13 protein-coding genes are annotated in these 15,559 nt (G+C 39.0%); 6 read left to right on the forward strand and 7 right to left on the reverse strand.

Annotated features, from left to right (window positions below):
* Positions 1-54: 54 nt before the first annotated feature.
* From secD to KKC46_00925, 4 genes are all read right to left on the reverse strand, one after another.
* Entirely contained in the window at positions 55-1,644 is a 1,590-nt protein-coding gene (gene secD / locus KKC46_00910; GenBank protein MBU1052373.1) for a protein translocase subunit SecD, read from the reverse strand.
* A 63-nt stretch (positions 1,645-1,707) separates the two neighbouring features.
* Positions 1,708-2,061 (reverse strand): preprotein translocase subunit YajC, encoded by a 354-nt coding sequence (gene yajC / locus KKC46_00915; protein ID MBU1052374.1) that lies wholly within the window; start codon positions 2,059-2,061, stop codon positions 1,708-1,710.
* 98 nt (positions 2,062-2,159) lie between these two features.
* Positions 2,160-3,452: an adenylosuccinate lyase gene (locus tag KKC46_00920; protein ID MBU1052375.1), complete on the reverse strand. Its 1,293-nt coding sequence runs from the start codon at positions 3,450-3,452 to the stop codon at positions 2,160-2,162.
* A gap of 170 nt (positions 3,453-3,622) precedes the next feature.
* Positions 3,623-5,095 (reverse strand): ribonuclease E/G, encoded by a 1,473-nt coding sequence (locus KKC46_00925; GenBank protein MBU1052376.1) that lies wholly within the window; start codon positions 5,093-5,095, stop codon positions 3,623-3,625.
* 442 nt (positions 5,096-5,537) lie between these two features.
* Here KKC46_00925 and KKC46_00930 point away from each other — a divergent pair, with 442 nt between their 5' ends.
* From KKC46_00930 to KKC46_00950, 5 genes are all read left to right on the forward strand, one after another.
* Positions 5,538-7,682: a PAS domain S-box protein gene (locus tag KKC46_00930; GenBank protein MBU1052377.1), complete on the forward strand. Its 2,145-nt coding sequence runs from the start codon at positions 5,538-5,540 to the stop codon at positions 7,680-7,682.
* A 1-nt stretch (position 7,683) separates the two neighbouring features.
* A complete protein-coding gene (locus KKC46_00935) occupies positions 7,684-8,904 on the forward strand; it encodes an HDOD domain-containing protein (protein ID MBU1052378.1) in 1,221 nt (406 codons plus the stop codon).
* Positions 8,897-10,054 (forward strand): response regulator, encoded by a 1,158-nt coding sequence (locus KKC46_00940; protein MBU1052379.1) that lies wholly within the window; start codon positions 8,897-8,899, stop codon positions 10,052-10,054. The genes KKC46_00935 and KKC46_00940 overlap by 8 nt, the downstream gene beginning before the upstream one ends.
* A gap of 122 nt (positions 10,055-10,176) precedes the next feature.
* Positions 10,177-10,470, forward strand: a complete 294-nt coding sequence (locus tag KKC46_00945; GenBank protein ID MBU1052380.1) for a TRL-like family protein — start codon at positions 10,177-10,179, stop codon at positions 10,468-10,470.
* A 22-nt stretch (positions 10,471-10,492) separates the two neighbouring features.
* Positions 10,493-10,828 carry a hypothetical protein gene (locus KKC46_00950; protein ID MBU1052381.1) on the forward strand — a complete coding sequence of 112 codons (336 nt, stop codon included), beginning with the start codon at positions 10,493-10,495 and terminating at the stop codon, positions 10,826-10,828.
* 1 nt (position 10,829) lies between these two features.
* On the opposite strand, the gene ppdK is transcribed toward KKC46_00950, so the two are convergent.
* The 3 genes from ppdK to KKC46_00965 form a co-directional block, all read right to left on the reverse strand.
* Positions 10,830-13,574, reverse strand: a complete 2,745-nt coding sequence (ppdK, locus tag KKC46_00955) for a pyruvate, phosphate dikinase (GenBank protein ID MBU1052382.1) — start codon at positions 13,572-13,574, stop codon at positions 10,830-10,832.
* A gap of 111 nt (positions 13,575-13,685) precedes the next feature.
* Entirely contained in the window at positions 13,686-14,000 is a 315-nt protein-coding gene (locus KKC46_00960) for a zinc ribbon domain-containing protein (protein MBU1052383.1), read from the reverse strand.
* A gap of 2 nt (positions 14,001-14,002) precedes the next feature.
* Positions 14,003-14,551 carry a hypothetical protein gene (locus KKC46_00965; protein ID MBU1052384.1) on the reverse strand — a complete coding sequence of 183 codons (549 nt, stop codon included), beginning with the start codon at positions 14,549-14,551 and terminating at the stop codon, positions 14,003-14,005.
* A gap of 129 nt (positions 14,552-14,680) precedes the next feature.
* Between KKC46_00965 and KKC46_00970 the strand changes: the two genes are divergently transcribed.
* The gene (locus KKC46_00970) at positions 14,681-15,541 is read left to right on the forward strand and encodes an amidohydrolase family protein (GenBank protein MBU1052385.1); all 861 of its coding nucleotides are present in this window, start codon (positions 14,681-14,683) and stop codon (positions 15,539-15,541) included.
* Positions 15,542-15,559 lie beyond the last annotated feature (18 nt).

A 15,559-nucleotide genomic window follows, 5' to 3' on the forward strand; every position in this document is an offset into this window, starting at 1 on the left:
TTTTGTTGAGTATTAATAAATATAAAATTTGTTTCGATATGATGCTGTGCGAACCTATATGCTCAATTTTTTAATTTTAAAATCATATATAAAATATTCGAATATGATACGCGTTAAGATAAGCGCAGTGAAAACGCTTGTTACAATACCTATACTAAGTGTTACAGCAAAACCTTTCACAGGGCCTGTCCCGAATTGAAAAAGAACCAGAGCTGCGATAAGCGTTGTTACGTTTGCATCAAGAATAGTTAATGCCGCCCGGTCAAAACCGGCGTTTACTGCAGCGCTGGGGGTTTTGCCAAGTAAGAGTTCTTCTCTTATCCTTTCGTATATAAGCACGTTCGCATCAACCGCCATGCCTATAGTAAGAACTATACCTGCAATTCCAGGCAGAGTCAGTGTTGCCTGAAAGGCTGCAAGAGCTCCTGCAATCATTAAAATATTAAAGAAAAGGCCGATATCTGCCACAACTCCTGACCATTTATAATAAATTATCATGAAAGCAAAAACGAGAAGACCGCCTACCCACATGGAGAGAAGACCTTTGTTGATTGAATCGGTTCCCAGGGAAGGCCCTACGGTTCTTTCTTCAATGATATTAACAGGGGCAGGAAGTGCGCCTGCACGAAGGATAATAGCAAGATCGCGGGCTTCTTCAGGTGTAAAACTTCCTGTAATCTGGGCACGGCCTCCCGATATTTTTTCCTGTATTACCGGGGCCGAATAAATCTTATTGTCCAATACGATTGCAAGACGTTTTTTAACGTTTTCATCTGTTATCCTTTCAAATGCCTTTGCTCCCTTGTTGTCAAAATTTATGGCTACATAGGGATCGTTATACTGGGAATCTATCTGGACAGAAGCTCCTGAAAGGGAAGCGCCGGTTAAAAGCGTTTGTTTTTTTACCAGATAAGGCTTTTTTGTGATACGTCTTGACTGATAATCTTCCTTAATCTCATAAAGTATTTCGGTTCCGGGAGGCGCGCCTTCAGATAATGCTTTTTCAACGTCATGCATTTCATCCAAAAGCTTGAATTCAAGTAAAGCTGTTTTGCCTATAAGTTCCTTTGCCCTCTGCGTATCTTTTACTCCCGGTAATTGGACAATGATTCTGTTTTCACCTTCAAGGCTTATATCCGGCTCACTTACCCCGAACTGGTCGATTCGGTTTCTTATGGTTTCAAGCGCCTGTTCGATAGCCTGCCTTTTGATGCTTTCAGTTTCTTTTTCGGGAAGATCCATCACAATTTTAAGAAGATCATTTCCCAAAGACCGTGAGAGTATGCGAAGTTCCTTAAATTCCTTGTCAAGGATCTTATTAAAACCGTCAATGTTTTTCTGACCTTCTATAATAATTGATATTTTTGTGCCTTCAATTCGTTCGATCTTTTCATATCTTAAATGTTCACTTCTTATACTTCCTTTAAGATCGTTTGCCATCCGTTCAATAGTACTTTCAACGGCTTTTTCACTTTCAACTTCAAGAGCAAGGTGCATGCCACCCTGAAGATCAAGCCCTAAATTTATCTTTTTATTAGGCAAGATGTCGGGCCAGATATCAGGCTTAAATGTCGGAAGAAGATATATAACTGCTGCAATCAGTACCAAAACGGATAAATATAATTTCCATGAAAAAATCTTCAATGATCAGTTCCTTTCGCTTAAGACTTTGAACTTACATATAATATTGTTTCAAAATGTGAAAAATCAACTCGTTTTGTCTTTGCCGGTATCTGTGTTTTTTCCAGATTGCGACCCAGCAAGGCCGGAAATGTTTGCGCGGTTTAGTTTTATGCGAACTTTGTCGGCAATTTCAACCGTTATTGTATTATCATCCATTCCTGTTATTGTTCCGTGAATACCGCCGCTTGTAATTATTTTATCTCCTTTTTTAACATTAGCTATCATTTCCCGATGTTCTTTGGCCTTTTTTTGCTGCGGCCTGATAAGAAGAAAATAGAAAATTGCAAACATTAGAATAAGTGGAATAAACGCTGCGAAACCGCCTCCCTGCCCAGAGGCTGCTCCTCCCTGGCCCATTGCGTATGCTATACCGATCAAATTAAACCTCCTTTATTCTGTATAGTTATAAATCGAAATTGTTGCTAACTTAATATAATTAAAACTGTCTGCCGAACCAGTTGCATAAAATTATCTTACTAATTAAAAACACGGTCAAAAATGGTGCTGATATACTTTAAATGATATTTAACGTCAAATATTTCTTCAATTTTATCTTTGCCAAGAAGGCTGCATATTTTTTCGTCTCCGGTTAGAAGAGTCTTAAAATCCTTATCTTCATCCCACACCTTCATTGCATGCGTCTGTACCATTTGATATGCATCCTCACGGCTTATGCCGGATTCAGCGAGCGCTATAAGAATCTGCTGTGAAAATATAAGTCCTTTTAGAGCGTTCATGTTTTTAGTCATCCTGTCAGGATATACCGCCAGATTTTTGATTATACCTGTAAACCTGCTTAACATATAATCCATAAGTATTGTGCTGTCCGGCGCTATGATTCGTTCAACAGATGAATGGCTTATGTCTCTTTCATGCCATAATGGTATGTTTTCCAAAGCAGCCATGGAGTTTGCCCTTATTACCCTTGCAAGTCCACTCATGTTTTCGGAGCCAATTGGATTTTTTTTATGAGGCATAGCCGATGAACCCTTTTGCCCTTTGGAAAAAGATTCTTCAGCTTCAAGTACTTCAGTTCTTTGAAGATGCCTGATCTCAACAGCCATTTTTTCAATTGAAGAAGCCATTATGGCAAGGCTTGTAAAATACTCGGCATATCTGTCTCTTTGAATAATCTGGGTAGAGGCGGGGGCCGGTTTTAAACCAAGATTTTTACATACATATTCTTCAACTTGCGGAGAAATATTTGCAAAGGTGCCTACAGCACCTGACATTTTACCGTAGCTGATCGTTTCTATGGCACTTTGGAAACGCTTTTTATTTCTTTTCATCTCATCGTACCATACGGATAATTTCAGCCCAAAAGTTATAGGTTCTGCATGAATCCCATGTGAACGGCCTATCATGACAGTATCTTTGTGTTTAAAGGCTTTTTCTTTAATAGTATCAATAAGATCATCACAGTCTTTTATAATTATTCCGCCTGCCTCTTTAAGCAGATACGCCATACTCGTATCGAGAATATCCGATGATGTGAGTCCCATATGGATATATCTTGAATCCGGGCCAACATATTCTGCCACGTTTGTTAAAAAGGCTATTACATCATGTTTGGTAGCAGCTTCAATTTCATTAATTCTATCGACTGAAAAATTTGCTTTATTTTTTATATTTAAAGCTGCGGCTTCCGGAATCCTTCCTATTTTTGCCATGGCTTCGCAGGCAAGCACCTCGACCATAAGCCAGGTTTTGTATTTATTTTCATCCGTCCAGATGTCGCCCATGATTTTTCTGGTATATCTTGATATCATAATTCCCTGTAATAGTAATTGGTTATTTGCAATTAAAGATTTTTATAAGTTTGTTTGCTGTGCGAGATTTGAGCTTTTTGCATATTGACCTTAGCATTCAGTTTACGGTTGAACGTTAACTGAAAACTTAAAAAACAGTTTATGCTTGATACAGGATTCGAAAGGGAGTGTCAACAAGATGCCTTTTCACAGATAATTTCGCATTCTCCCGGCAACATGGCGCTGTTTCCCTCTATACGTATGCTTAAACTGCGTCTTGTTTCAAGATCAAAAATTTCTTTACGTTTTTGATTTGATAAATAGTCTGCAACATTAAGTGGCACAATTCCCTTTACACTTGCAATATCGTCTTTTAAAGTAGCGAGGCTGAGTTTTCGCAAGAAACTAAGTCCCTGGGTTGCAGGCGATGGGGTTACTCCTTTTCCTTTACAATGATTGCATATTTCATAGCTTCCAAATTCGATTGAAGGTCTGATCCTTTGCCTTGAAAGCTCCATTAAGCCAAATCTTGATATTTTGCCAAACTTGATTCTGGCTTTATCTTCTTTAACAAAATTTTTAAAAGCCCTTTCAACCTGTAAATTGTGTTTGGAATCTCTCATGTCTATAAAATCAACTACTATAAGACCTCCCAGGTCTCTTAAGCGCAATTGGAGTGCTATCTCTTCTGTAGCTTCAAGATTTGTTACATAAGCCGTTTCTTCAATCGATTTTGTTTGTGTAGCCTTTCCTGAATTGACATCTATAGCTACAAGCGCTTCGGTCTGCACAATAACTATAGAGCCTCCGGATTTAAGCTTTACTCTATTTTCAAAAATGGAATCAATCTGGCTTTCGAGCTGAAATTTTGTGAATATAGGTTTATCGCCTTTGAATAATTTTACAATCGTTGCATGCTTTGGCGAAATTATTTTTATAAAATCCTTAACTTCCCGATGTACTGCCGGGTCATCTATAAGAATTTCATTAACATCCGAAGTGAAATAATCCCTTATGGATCTTACAACCAGATTTCTTTCTTTGTATAACAGCGCTGGAGAGTTCACCTTCATAACACTGCTTTTTATGTTTTTCCAAAGTCTTAAAAGATATGAAATATCACGGGATACTTCCGTTTTTGTACTATCGATACCGGCGGTTCTTACTATAATTCCAAATCCTTCCGGAATTTTTATGTTGCTTACTGTTTCTTTAAGTCTTTTACGCTCTTCTTCATCACTTATTTTGCGGGAGACGCCGATTCCTTCGCTTCCGGGCATAAGTACTACAAATCTTCCTGCAAGAGATATAAATGTTGAAAGCATTGCCCCTTTTTTCATAATAGGGTCTTTTATAACCTGTACCAGAAATTCCTGCCCCGGCTGGACTATGCTTGTTATGGAATGATCTCCGGAATCACTGTCGTGAAAATAGTCGCTGTGGATTTCATTTTTTTGCAGGAACCCGTGGCGTTCTGCTCCGTAATCAATAAAAACAGCCTGAAGACTAGGTTCAATACGCGTAACTATTCCCTTGTAAATGTTGCTTTGCGTAATCTCTCTTGCAGCATTTTCAATTTGGAATTCTTCAAGTTTATTGTCTTTTACTTTTGCGATTCTGCATTCGGCAGTATCTACCGCATTTATTATAATTTTGCTGCTCATATGTATTTTCCGAAAAGTACGTTATATGCCATTATTTTTTGTGTATAAAATCATATAGATTTTTGCATGAATAAGCAATTGATAGTTGTAAGTCAATTAATTTTTACAGCAAAGCCTGATTTGAAGCAGATGAAATTGAATCATCCGGCACAAACTGTTCACCTGATGGAATTTTAAACCCAAAAACAGGAAAAACTTTCGAGGGCAACAAATATAGCAAATGACTTCAAACGGAGAGTGTGAATATATATATACTTGAAATACTATCTTATTCGTAATGAATTTTGATTGCCCTGAATTATTGCGATTTTTTGGCACGAATGTTGAAAGATTTATTTTGGCAGTTCGTAAAAAATCTGTTGCCAGGCATGGGGTGATCTGCCCGAACCAGATATTTTGATATATGCCGAACAATAAAATGTAGCGCTATAAGGATTTCTTTATGGGCAATAAAACAATTTATAATAAATTAGATAAAACACCTTCCGATCATGATTTGTTGAAAACAATTAGCGAACCTCATGATAAGAAGCCAAACTGGCTGCAATTAGTTATTGATAGTTTGCCACAGCATATTTTCTGGAAGGATCAAAATGGTATTTATTTAGGTTGCAACGAAAATTTTGCTCAAGAGGCAGGCATTGATAATAAAGCCGATATTGTGGGAAAAACGGATTCAGATTTGGAATGGAATAATATTGATGTGAATTATAATGATGTTATTGAACGAAATATAATAGATAGCAATACTTCACAATACCATATTACAAACTCTCGTATCCGTGCTGACGGAAAACAAATCTGGATAGATACATGTAAGATTTTTATGCGTGATCATTACGGTAACATTATTGGAACATTAGTCAGTTATGAAAATATTACCGAACGCAAGGAAGCTGAAAGCGGAGTACAGCATTACCAGCAACAACTCGAGCGACTTGTTTCTGAACGAACTTTATATTTAGATAATGCGAATAAAGAGTTGAAGGAACAGCGTGATTTATTACAAACACTTATAGATGTCATTCCAAATCCAATATTTTATAAAGACACGGATGGGATATGTCTGGGTTGTAACTGTGCATTCGAAGAATATTTAGGAGAAAAGAGAGAATATTTAGTAGGAAAATCAGTTTTTGACATATTGCCAAAAGAAGCAGCCGAAAAGCACCATGAATACGATTTAGAAACTTTCAGCAATCCCGAACTACATCAGCAAACAGAAGAAGAGATCCTGCATAAAGACGGAAGCAAGCATTACCTTGTTTGCAACAAGGCTACATATAAGGATTCAAGTGGTAAAGTAGCCGGCCTTATAGGCATACTGAACGATATTACCGATCTCAAAAATACACAGGACTCACTGATTGAATTAGGCATTGAAAATGAAGCTTTAATTCGTTCAATTTCTTCATTTTTAATAGGAGTAGATTCAAACGGATTAATTACAGTCTGGAATAACATGGCGGAAAACATCTTTGGAATCAAATCTGAAGAAGTCAAGGGAATTCCCCTTAACGAATGCGGCTGTTTATGGGAATGGGAGAAGATAAAAGCCGGAATAAATCAATGCATAAACAGCCGCAAGCCTATCCGTGTTGATGATGTTGTTTTTGCAAAAGCAGATGGAAAATCCGGATATTTAGGGATAACATTAAATCCGATGTTTCTTGAAGAAACGGACCAGACCGGATTTTTATTAATGGGAGCTGATATTACAGAAAGAAAACAGATGGAACTTCAGTTCGCCCAGGCCAACAAACTTGAATCAATCGGACAACTGGCGGCTGGTATAGCTCATGAGATTAATACACCTATTCAGTATATCGGGGACAATATCCTTTTTTTGCGGGATACTTACAAAGATATAGAGAGCCTGATCAGGTATTTCCGTCAATTAATGGATGCCGTGAAAAATGGAAAGCAGACAGATAATATTGTTTATGAAGCCCAAAAGTCTATTGAAGAAATGGATCTGGATTATCTTACCAGAGAAATTCCTTTGGCCATACAACAAACACAGGAAGGTGTAGCGCAAGTCGCTAAGATTATTCGTTCCATGAAGGATTTCTCTCACCCCGGAGAAGATGCAAAAGCAGGCGTTGATATAAACCATGCCCTTGAAAATATCATTACCGTATCCCGAAATGAATGGAAATATGCTGCGGATATTGAGACAGATTTTGATGAATCTCTTCCTATGGTTTTCGGTCATGTAGGCGAACTGAACCAGGTTTTTTTAAATATAATAGTCAATGCTGCTCATGCTGTTTCTGATGTTGTGAATAAATCTCCGGATAAAAAGGGGGTTATTTATCTGTCAACCCGCAAAAAGAATGCCTGGGTGGAAATAACCATCAGGGATACTGGAACCGGAATACCTGAAAATATCCGGGCCAGGATTTTCGATCCGTTTTTCACAACAAAGGAAGTTGGAAAGGGGACAGGCCAGGGCCTGGCCATTTCTCATTCGATAATTGTACAAAAACACAGTGGCAGATTAAGTTTTGAAACGAAAGAAGGAGGCGGAACCGCTTTTACTATATGTCTTCCGGTTAGAGATGCCTCTGAACCTTTGGGTGGATAACGTGAAAACAAGAATACTTTTTGTAGATGACGAAGAGATGATATTACAAGGTCTTAAGCGTATGTTAAGACCTATGAAAGACAGCTGGGAAATGGCATTTGCCATAAACGGTTTTGAAGCATTGGAACTTATGGAAAAGCTGCCCTTTGATGTTGTTGTTTCTGATATGCGTATGCGTGAAATGGATGGTGCCGAACTTCTTGGCAGAGTGAGAAAGAAATATCCGCAAGTTGTCCGAATTATTCTCTCCGGTCAATCGGATAGCACTGCTGCCTTAAAATCCGTTAAATCGGCCCACCAGTATCTTGCAAAACCATGTGTTCCTGATGTACTGAAAAATACAATAAACAGGTCTATTGCATTACGCGATCTTCTCAAAAATGATAAACTGCAACGGCTTATTTCCAGTATGGATTCTTTGCCAAGCGCTCCAATTCTTTATTCCAAAATAATTGAGCTTCTTGGGCAACCTGAATGTTCGATAAAGGATATTGGAGAAACAATTGCTAAAGACCTTGGCATGACTGCTAAAATTCTTCAACTTGTCAATTCCTCTTTTTATGGCATCCCAAGGCACATATCATATGCTGAAGAAGCAGTAAGTCTTCTTGGTATTGATACTGTAAAAGCACTTATTCTTTCAATCGGCATATTTTCCAAGTATGAACACAATGATTCGTTTCCCTTTAAAATTGAATCACTGCTTAACCATAGTATAAAGACCGGAGCAATTGCCAAGAAATTGGCCCTTATGGAGAACCTCCCTAAATATATGGCAGACGAAACCTTTATATCCGGTGTGCTTCATGATGTCGGCAAACTGGTTCTCGCAGCCAATATGCCGGAGCAATATAGCGAGGCCCTTCACAGGGCAAAAAATCAAAATATTCCCGAAACCGAAGTTGAGCGTGAAATATTTGGAACAACTCATTCTTTAGTAGGTGCATATTTAATAGGGCTTTGGGGAATGCCGGATATTATTGTAGAACTTGTCGCATTTCATCACTCTCCTGCATACTACACTATAGAAGGTTTTATTCCCTTAACCATTGTACATATGGCCAACGGGCTTGAACATTGTTTAGATCAACCGGATTTATCGGCAGAAAATATTCCAAACATTGATTACGATTATTTGGATAAAATCGGCTTAACCGAACGAATTGCCGGGTGGTATAAAATCGGCACCAGTATCAATTATGAAGGGCAAAGCAATGAATGAAAAAATTCTTATTGTAGATGATGATATTAATTTCCTGGACGGAATAAGGCGGCATTTGAGAAAAGATTTTAATCTGGATACTGTGCAGTATCCTGTTGAGGGGCTTGAAGTAATAAAAAAAAACGGCCATTATGCGGTAATTGTTTCCGACCTCCAGATGCCCAAAATGAACGGGATTGAATTTCTTATACAGGCAAAAGAAATTGCGCCGGATACAGTCCGTATAATGCTGACCGGCAATGCCGACCTCCATAAAACTATTCGGGCGGTCAATGAAGGGAATTTATTTCAATTTCTTACAAAGCCCTGTTCTCCGGATACTTTGAAAAATGTCATTAATCTTGGCATCAGACAATATAGATTGGTAATTGCCGAAAAGGAGCTTCTTGAAAAAACCCTTAAGGGGGCGATATCGGTATTAAACGAAATACTATCTCTGATAAATCCGGCAGCTTTTGGAAGGTCTTCAAGAATCAAACACCATGTCAAGAAGATTGCCAAAAAGCTCGGTCTTTCTAATATATGGTTGCTTGAAATGGCGGCCATGCTTTCGCAGATCGGATGCGTAATCCTGCCGGAGGAAGCACTGAAGAAACTATACAGAGGAGAAGAACTTTCCGGAGAAGACGCCCAGTTGTACGATATGCATCCTATGATAGCATCCGATCTGCTTACTAAAATTCCCCGTTTGGACAAACTGGCTGAGATCATACGTTATCAGGATAAATGCTTCGACGGATCAGGTAATCCTAAAGACAATCGGCAAGGAAATACTATTCCTGTTGGAGCAAGAATATTAAAAGCGGTTATCGATTTTGATATTTTAGAAGCAAAAGGAATTGAAAAACTTAAAATTATAAAACAGCTTAAAGAGTTGCCTGAAAAATATGATCCTGATGTATTGTCTGCCATGGAATATCTTGCCGGAGGTGGAGCAAAGCACGAAATATCCGATATGTTATTTGCCGATCTCAAAACCGGTATGATTCTAAACGAAGATGTACGATCAAAAGCCGGTCGTTTGCTGATATCAAGAGGGCATGAAGTCACTCCTGTTTTGCTTAGCCGCCTTAATAATTTTATAAAATCCGAAGGCGTTATCGAACCGGTCAGTGTGCTTATTAGCATATCCGATTCGGATAAGTTATAATCACGGCCGTATTTACTGCCTATGCTGAAATCACCCCTAAAAGCTTGACATAAAAAACAGTTCCGATAATATATCCAGCTATAAAAAAACCGGCTATTATTATTTTTTTGCGGAGGGAAATAATGAAAAAATTTTCATGGATGCTTATAATTGTTTTGATAATTGCTTTTCCGGGGTGTGCATATGTTAATGTCAAGACACCGTATGACACAGATCTGAATAAGACGGTTCTCGGAGATAAAGTGGGAGAGGCAAGCATTTATTCAATTTTATGGATTGTGGCCTGGGGTGATGCAAGTACGGCAGCTGCGGCACTAAACGGTAAAATTTCCGTGATCAATCATATGGACAGGCAGTCTGTCAGCATTCTTTTAGGTCTTTACTGCAAAAATACGACTATCGTTTATGGCGATTAACCTGAACCCCGGAAAAAAGAGTATGCAATTCATGCAAGGTATCCGTATTTTTTTTGCCATACTTTTAATAGTACCTGCTTTGACGGCGTGTATGCATCTTCGTCCAAAAGGATACGTTTATACTCATATCACAACTCCTTTAGATATCAATGCCGACAAGACGCCCATAGGGCCTGCCGAAAGCAAAAAAGGCGATATCAAACATATTCATTATCGTGTAGATATAAAGTGGGACAGCAATGCCATAGGAGATATTGCCAAGCAGAGCGGCTTGAATGAAGTATATTTTGCCGATATTGAAACGCTTAGCATCCTCAGTCTCTGGAGCCAGTACACCGTTCATGTCTATGGCAAATAATTTATAGCTGTTTCTTTTTTTTCTTTTCAATCAATGCTGCATGTGCAGCTGCAAGTCTTGCTACCGGAACCCTGAAGGGCGAACACGAAACATAAGTAAGCCCAAGTTCATGACAGAGCATAATGGATTTTGGATCTCCTCCGTGCTCGCCGCAAATACCGCATTCCATATCCGGTTTTACTGAACGCCCTTTCTTTATAGCGATTTTCATCAGCTCACCTACCCCATCCCTGTCAATAGTTGCAAAAGGGTTGTCCGGTAAAATGCCGGAACCAAGATATTCAACCAGAAACCCGGACTCGGCGTCATCTCTTGATATACCGTAAGTTGTCTGTGTTAAATCGTTTGTTCCAAAAGAGAAGAATGATGCGTATTCAGCAAGATGGTCAGCGGTTAAGGCTGCACGGGGAAGCTCAATCATGGTTCCAAACTGGTAATCAATTTGCATATCCTGTTCTTCCATGACCTTCAGAGCTTCAGCTTCAAGTGTTTCACGCTGTACTTTAAGTTCATTAACATGACTGGTAAGAGGTATCATAACTTTCGGATGAACCTTTACACCTTCTTTACTTACAATGCATGCGGCTTCAAAAATCGCCCGAACCTGCATTCTGGTCAGATCCGGAATACGAATCCCTAAGCGTACTCCTCTCATTCCAAGCATGGGATTATATTCCTGCAAGCTCTCAACACGCTTTAGAATATTTTCCTTAACTCTTATTTGCGAAAGCAGATCATTGATTTCATCAAGACTTGCGACTTTCTGTATTTTGATTTTTAAATCCGAAAGGTCACGCATAAGTTCAATGTTATTTGGCAAAAACTCATGCAACGGAGGATCCAGCAGCCTTAAGATCACTGGAAGATCATCCATAGTACGAAACAGATCTGCAAAATCATCCCGCTGAAATGGGAGTATTGCATATATGGCTTCACGCCGTTCAATCGAAAAATCAGTCATAATCATTTTTTGAATAAAAGGAAGTCGTTCGGCTTCAAAGAACATATGCTCTGAACGGCAAAGCCCTATACCTTCAGCTCCGTAGTCACGGGCTCTTTGTGCATCACGGGGATAATCGGCATTAGCCCAAACCCCGAGTCGTCTGAATTCATCCGCCCATGAAAGAAGCTTTATAAGCCAGGGATCTTTTATGTCGGGAATGGTTGTAGATAATTTATCAATAAAAACTTCGCCGCTTGTTCCATCAATCGATATCCAGTCGCCCTCATGAATAACGGTATTATTAACACTCATCCTTCGCCTGGTTAGATCTACATTAAGCGAAGATACACCTACAACAGCTGGTTTTCCAAACTGGCGCGCAACAAGTGCGGCGTGACTTGTTCTTCCTCCGCGGGTTGTTAAAATACCCTTTGCTGCAAGCATTCCATGAACATCATCAGGCCGTGTTTCAGGGCGAACCATTATAACCTCTTTGCCTCCTTCCCTTGCCCATGTTTCGGCACGATCGGCATCAAAGGCAACAACACCCACGGCTGCACCTGGTGAAACATTAAGCCCAGTTGCAAGTAATCTGCCTTCTGCTTTGGCATTTTCAACCGCTTTACGGTCAAACTGGGGATGAAGGAAAAAATCTACCTGATCGGGGCTAACTCTAAGAACCGCTTCTTCACGTGTGATAAGGCCCTCTTCAGCCATATCAACGGCAATCCTTACTGAAGCCTGGGCGGTTCGTTTGCCATCTCTTGTCTGGAGCATCCATAGCTTGCTTTTTTCAATGGTAAATTCCACATCCTGCATATCGCGGTAGTGTTTTTCAAGCTGTTTGGCCACTTTTTCAAATTCATCGTAAGCAGCCGGCATCTCCAGTTTTAATTCTGTGAGGTCTTTGGTTAGGCGAATGCCTGCTACAACATCTTCTCCCTGGGCATTTACAAGATAATCTCCTTCAATCTGTTTTTCTCCGGTCGAACCATTACGGGTCATAGCAACACCGGTTGCGCTGTCATTACCCATGTTTCCAAAAACCATGGCCATAATAGTGACTGCTGTTCCAAGATCGTTTGGAATGCCTGCTGCATTACGGTAATCAACAGCTCTTTTTCCGTTCCAGCTTTTGAAAACGGCTTCTGTTGCAAGACTTAATTGCTCATAAACATCTGTTGGAAATTCTCTTTTTGCATGCCGCCTGAAAATTTCTTTGAAATCTTCGGTTACTTTTTTCCATACATCAGCAGAAAGTTCCGCATCAGTTTTAACTTTTGAAACTGTGCGTGCGCGGGTAATAACATCTTCAAATTTTTCATCTGGTATCCCCATTACAACACTTCCAAACATTTGCACAAACCTGCGATATGAGTCATATACAAAGCGCTCATCGCCAATTTGTTTGGCAAACCCCTGGGCGGTTTCATCATTTAGACCAATGTTTAATACAGTATCCATCATTCCGGGCATTGAAAATTTTGCTCCCGACCTACAGGAAACAAACAAAGGATTATTGGGGTCTCCGAATATTTTACCGGCTACACTTTCTATTTCCTTTAGAGCCTCCAATTCCTGTTCCCACATACCATTAGGAAAAGCCCCGCCTTCTGCAAGATAAGCGTTACATGCTTCGGTTGTTACGGTAAAACCGGGCGGAACGGGAACTCCTATGCGTATCATCTCAGCAACGTTTGCACCTTTTCCTCCAAGCAGTGCTCGAACATCTTCCCAGTCTCCACCGACATATTCCTCGGCAAGATCAAGTTTATCAAACATGTAAACCCATTGTTTAGGCATTTTAATCTCCTTAATCATTTTCAGGCTTGATTATAAAACTTACAAACAAAGTTATTCTTTCCCGTAAAAATAATGGCGAAATCCTTTAACTTATTTATATTTATAAAGCTCTTATTTTTTAGCTTTCCCACAGTATGGACAGAATATGAAATCTGTTTGCATTTTTTGGCCACAACTATTGCATGTTACAATTTCACCGGTTTCTAAGGAATCATTTCCGAATCCGAAATCCTTTATATCCTGCTCGCATTTTTCACACATTAAATATTCTTCGCCTTTTTTAACACGAAACAGTGGAATAAAAAAAAGGGTGAAATATTGGTCAACGCGTCTGTAATACGCTCTTGCCAAACCGCATACAGGGCATAATCTTTTGTTTTCATCTACTAATATAGTTTTGGGAGAGATCCCGGCTATAAAAAACATTGCTAAAAAGTACTTGGTTTGCAGACAATTTCCCTGATCCGCATATTAAACATGTCAGATTGATTTGCAGGTTTTAATACAAGGGCGGAATCAGCTCCTGTGCCTGTGCCGCCTATGGCAATTATATCGTTTCCTGTCAGCACTCCGGCATCGGCGGCCATTATTGAAATCTCAACAGCTACTTTGACACCCTGTCCAAACAGCCTTAAGGTTTCGGCTATCAGCAGGGCTGGGTAAAGACCGCTGAACTTTTTTGCAACTGATCTTTCAACACCTGATAATGCGTGGGTTGCTGAGATAACAACAGCACCTCTTTCTTCAAGATATTTTTTTGCTGAATCAGGCATAACCTGCTTAAAAGGCTCTTTAAAACCGCTATGGTATGTTACTGCGATAACTTTGAAACCTTCAAATATTTCAAGGGCCTTTTTGGCAGTATCTCCTTTGGATGTAGCAACAACCACCTCTTTAATTTTTAAAGCCTTCCCGCGTTCAAAAGCAAGCTTAAGAGTTTTTTCAGTATTTATTTTACCTGGTTTATCAAAATACATATTGACCTCCTTAGTAACATATTGTTGAATATATCCGATTATTGTTTTCAGTCAATATCTTGTTTTATATCTTAGCCAAAAATTTAATTAACCATCATTTTGTGGTAGGATATAATAGGAGTCATAAAAGTGATCATTGATTTTCATGCACATATTTTTCCGGAAAAAATTTCCGGAAACAGAGAAAAATATTTTCAATCAGAACCTGCCTTTAAACTTTTGTACGATTCCCCGAACTCTAAACTGGTAGGTGCGGAAACACTAATTGAAGCAATGGATAAAAACGGTGTGGATATGACAGTTGTTTTTGGCTTTCCCTGGAAAAATGATGAAGTTTTTGTATTCAACAATGATTATATAATTGAATCTGTCAGTAAATATCCCGATCGTCTTATAGGGCTCTCCTGTTTTGATCCTTTCAATGTTAATGCGCAAAAAGAAGCTGAACGATGCTTAAAAGACGGTCTTGCCGGTATTGGCGAGCTTGCTTTTTACGAGTCAGGCATTGATGAAGAAACATTAAATCAATTAAGTCCTGTTATGGATATTTGTAAAGCTAAAGATGTGCCTGTATTAATCCACACAAATGAGCCGGTAGGGCATATTTATCCAGGCAAAACCGCTAACACTCTTTTACAAATTTATAATCTGATTAAAAAATTTCAGGACAATAAAATTGTACTTGCTCACTGGGGCGGAGGAATATTTTTCTTTAATCTTTTAAAAAAAGAAGTAAAAGAGAATATGAAAAATATATATTTCGACACAGCCGCATCGCCATTTCTTTATGACCCACAGATTTACCTTAAAGCAAAAGAGCTTGCCGGAATTGACAAGATTTTGTTTGGGAGTGATTTTCCTCTTTTAAACCCCTCAAGATATTTTTCAGAGCTTGAGAGATCAAATCTGGAAAAAGAAGATATTGAAAAAATTTGCGGATTAAACGCCAAAAAGCTTCTTTTAGATCAATCTGATATATTGATGTACTAAACTATACCTTTGTTAGAT

It is taken from the genome of Pseudomonadota bacterium, from assembly GCA_018817425.1.
Lineage (GTDB): Bacteria > Desulfobacterota > Desulfobacteria > Desulfobacterales > RPRI01 > RPRI01.

What these genes read in the sequence shown, in the direction of transcription:
- KKC46_00960 (MBU1052383.1), bottom strand. Translation starts at nt 14,000, where the DNA reads ATGTTTTTTATAGCCGGGATCTCTCCCAAAACTATATTAGTAGATGAA.
- ppdK (MBU1052382.1), bottom strand. Translation starts at nt 13,574, where the DNA reads ATGCCTAAACAATGGGTTTACATGTTTGATAAACTTGATCTTGCCGAG.
- KKC46_00930 (MBU1052377.1), top strand. Translation starts at nt 5,538, where the DNA reads ATGGGCAATAAAACAATTTATAATAAATTAGATAAAACACCTTCCGAT.
- KKC46_00925 (MBU1052376.1), bottom strand. Translation starts at nt 5,095, where the DNA reads ATGAGCAGCAAAATTATAATAAATGCGGTAGATACTGCCGAATGCAGA.
- KKC46_00940 (MBU1052379.1), top strand. Translation starts at nt 8,897, where the DNA reads ATGAATGAAAAAATTCTTATTGTAGATGATGATATTAATTTCCTGGAC.
- KKC46_00920 (MBU1052375.1), bottom strand. Translation starts at nt 3,452, where the DNA reads ATGATATCAAGATATACCAGAAAAATCATGGGCGACATCTGGACGGAT.
- KKC46_00950 (MBU1052381.1), top strand. Translation starts at nt 10,493, where the DNA reads ATGCAATTCATGCAAGGTATCCGTATTTTTTTTGCCATACTTTTAATA.
- KKC46_00945 (MBU1052380.1), top strand. Translation starts at nt 10,177, where the DNA reads ATGAAAAAATTTTCATGGATGCTTATAATTGTTTTGATAATTGCTTTT.
- KKC46_00965 (MBU1052384.1), bottom strand. Translation starts at nt 14,551, where the DNA reads ATGTATTTTGATAAACCAGGTAAAATAAATACTGAAAAAACTCTTAAG.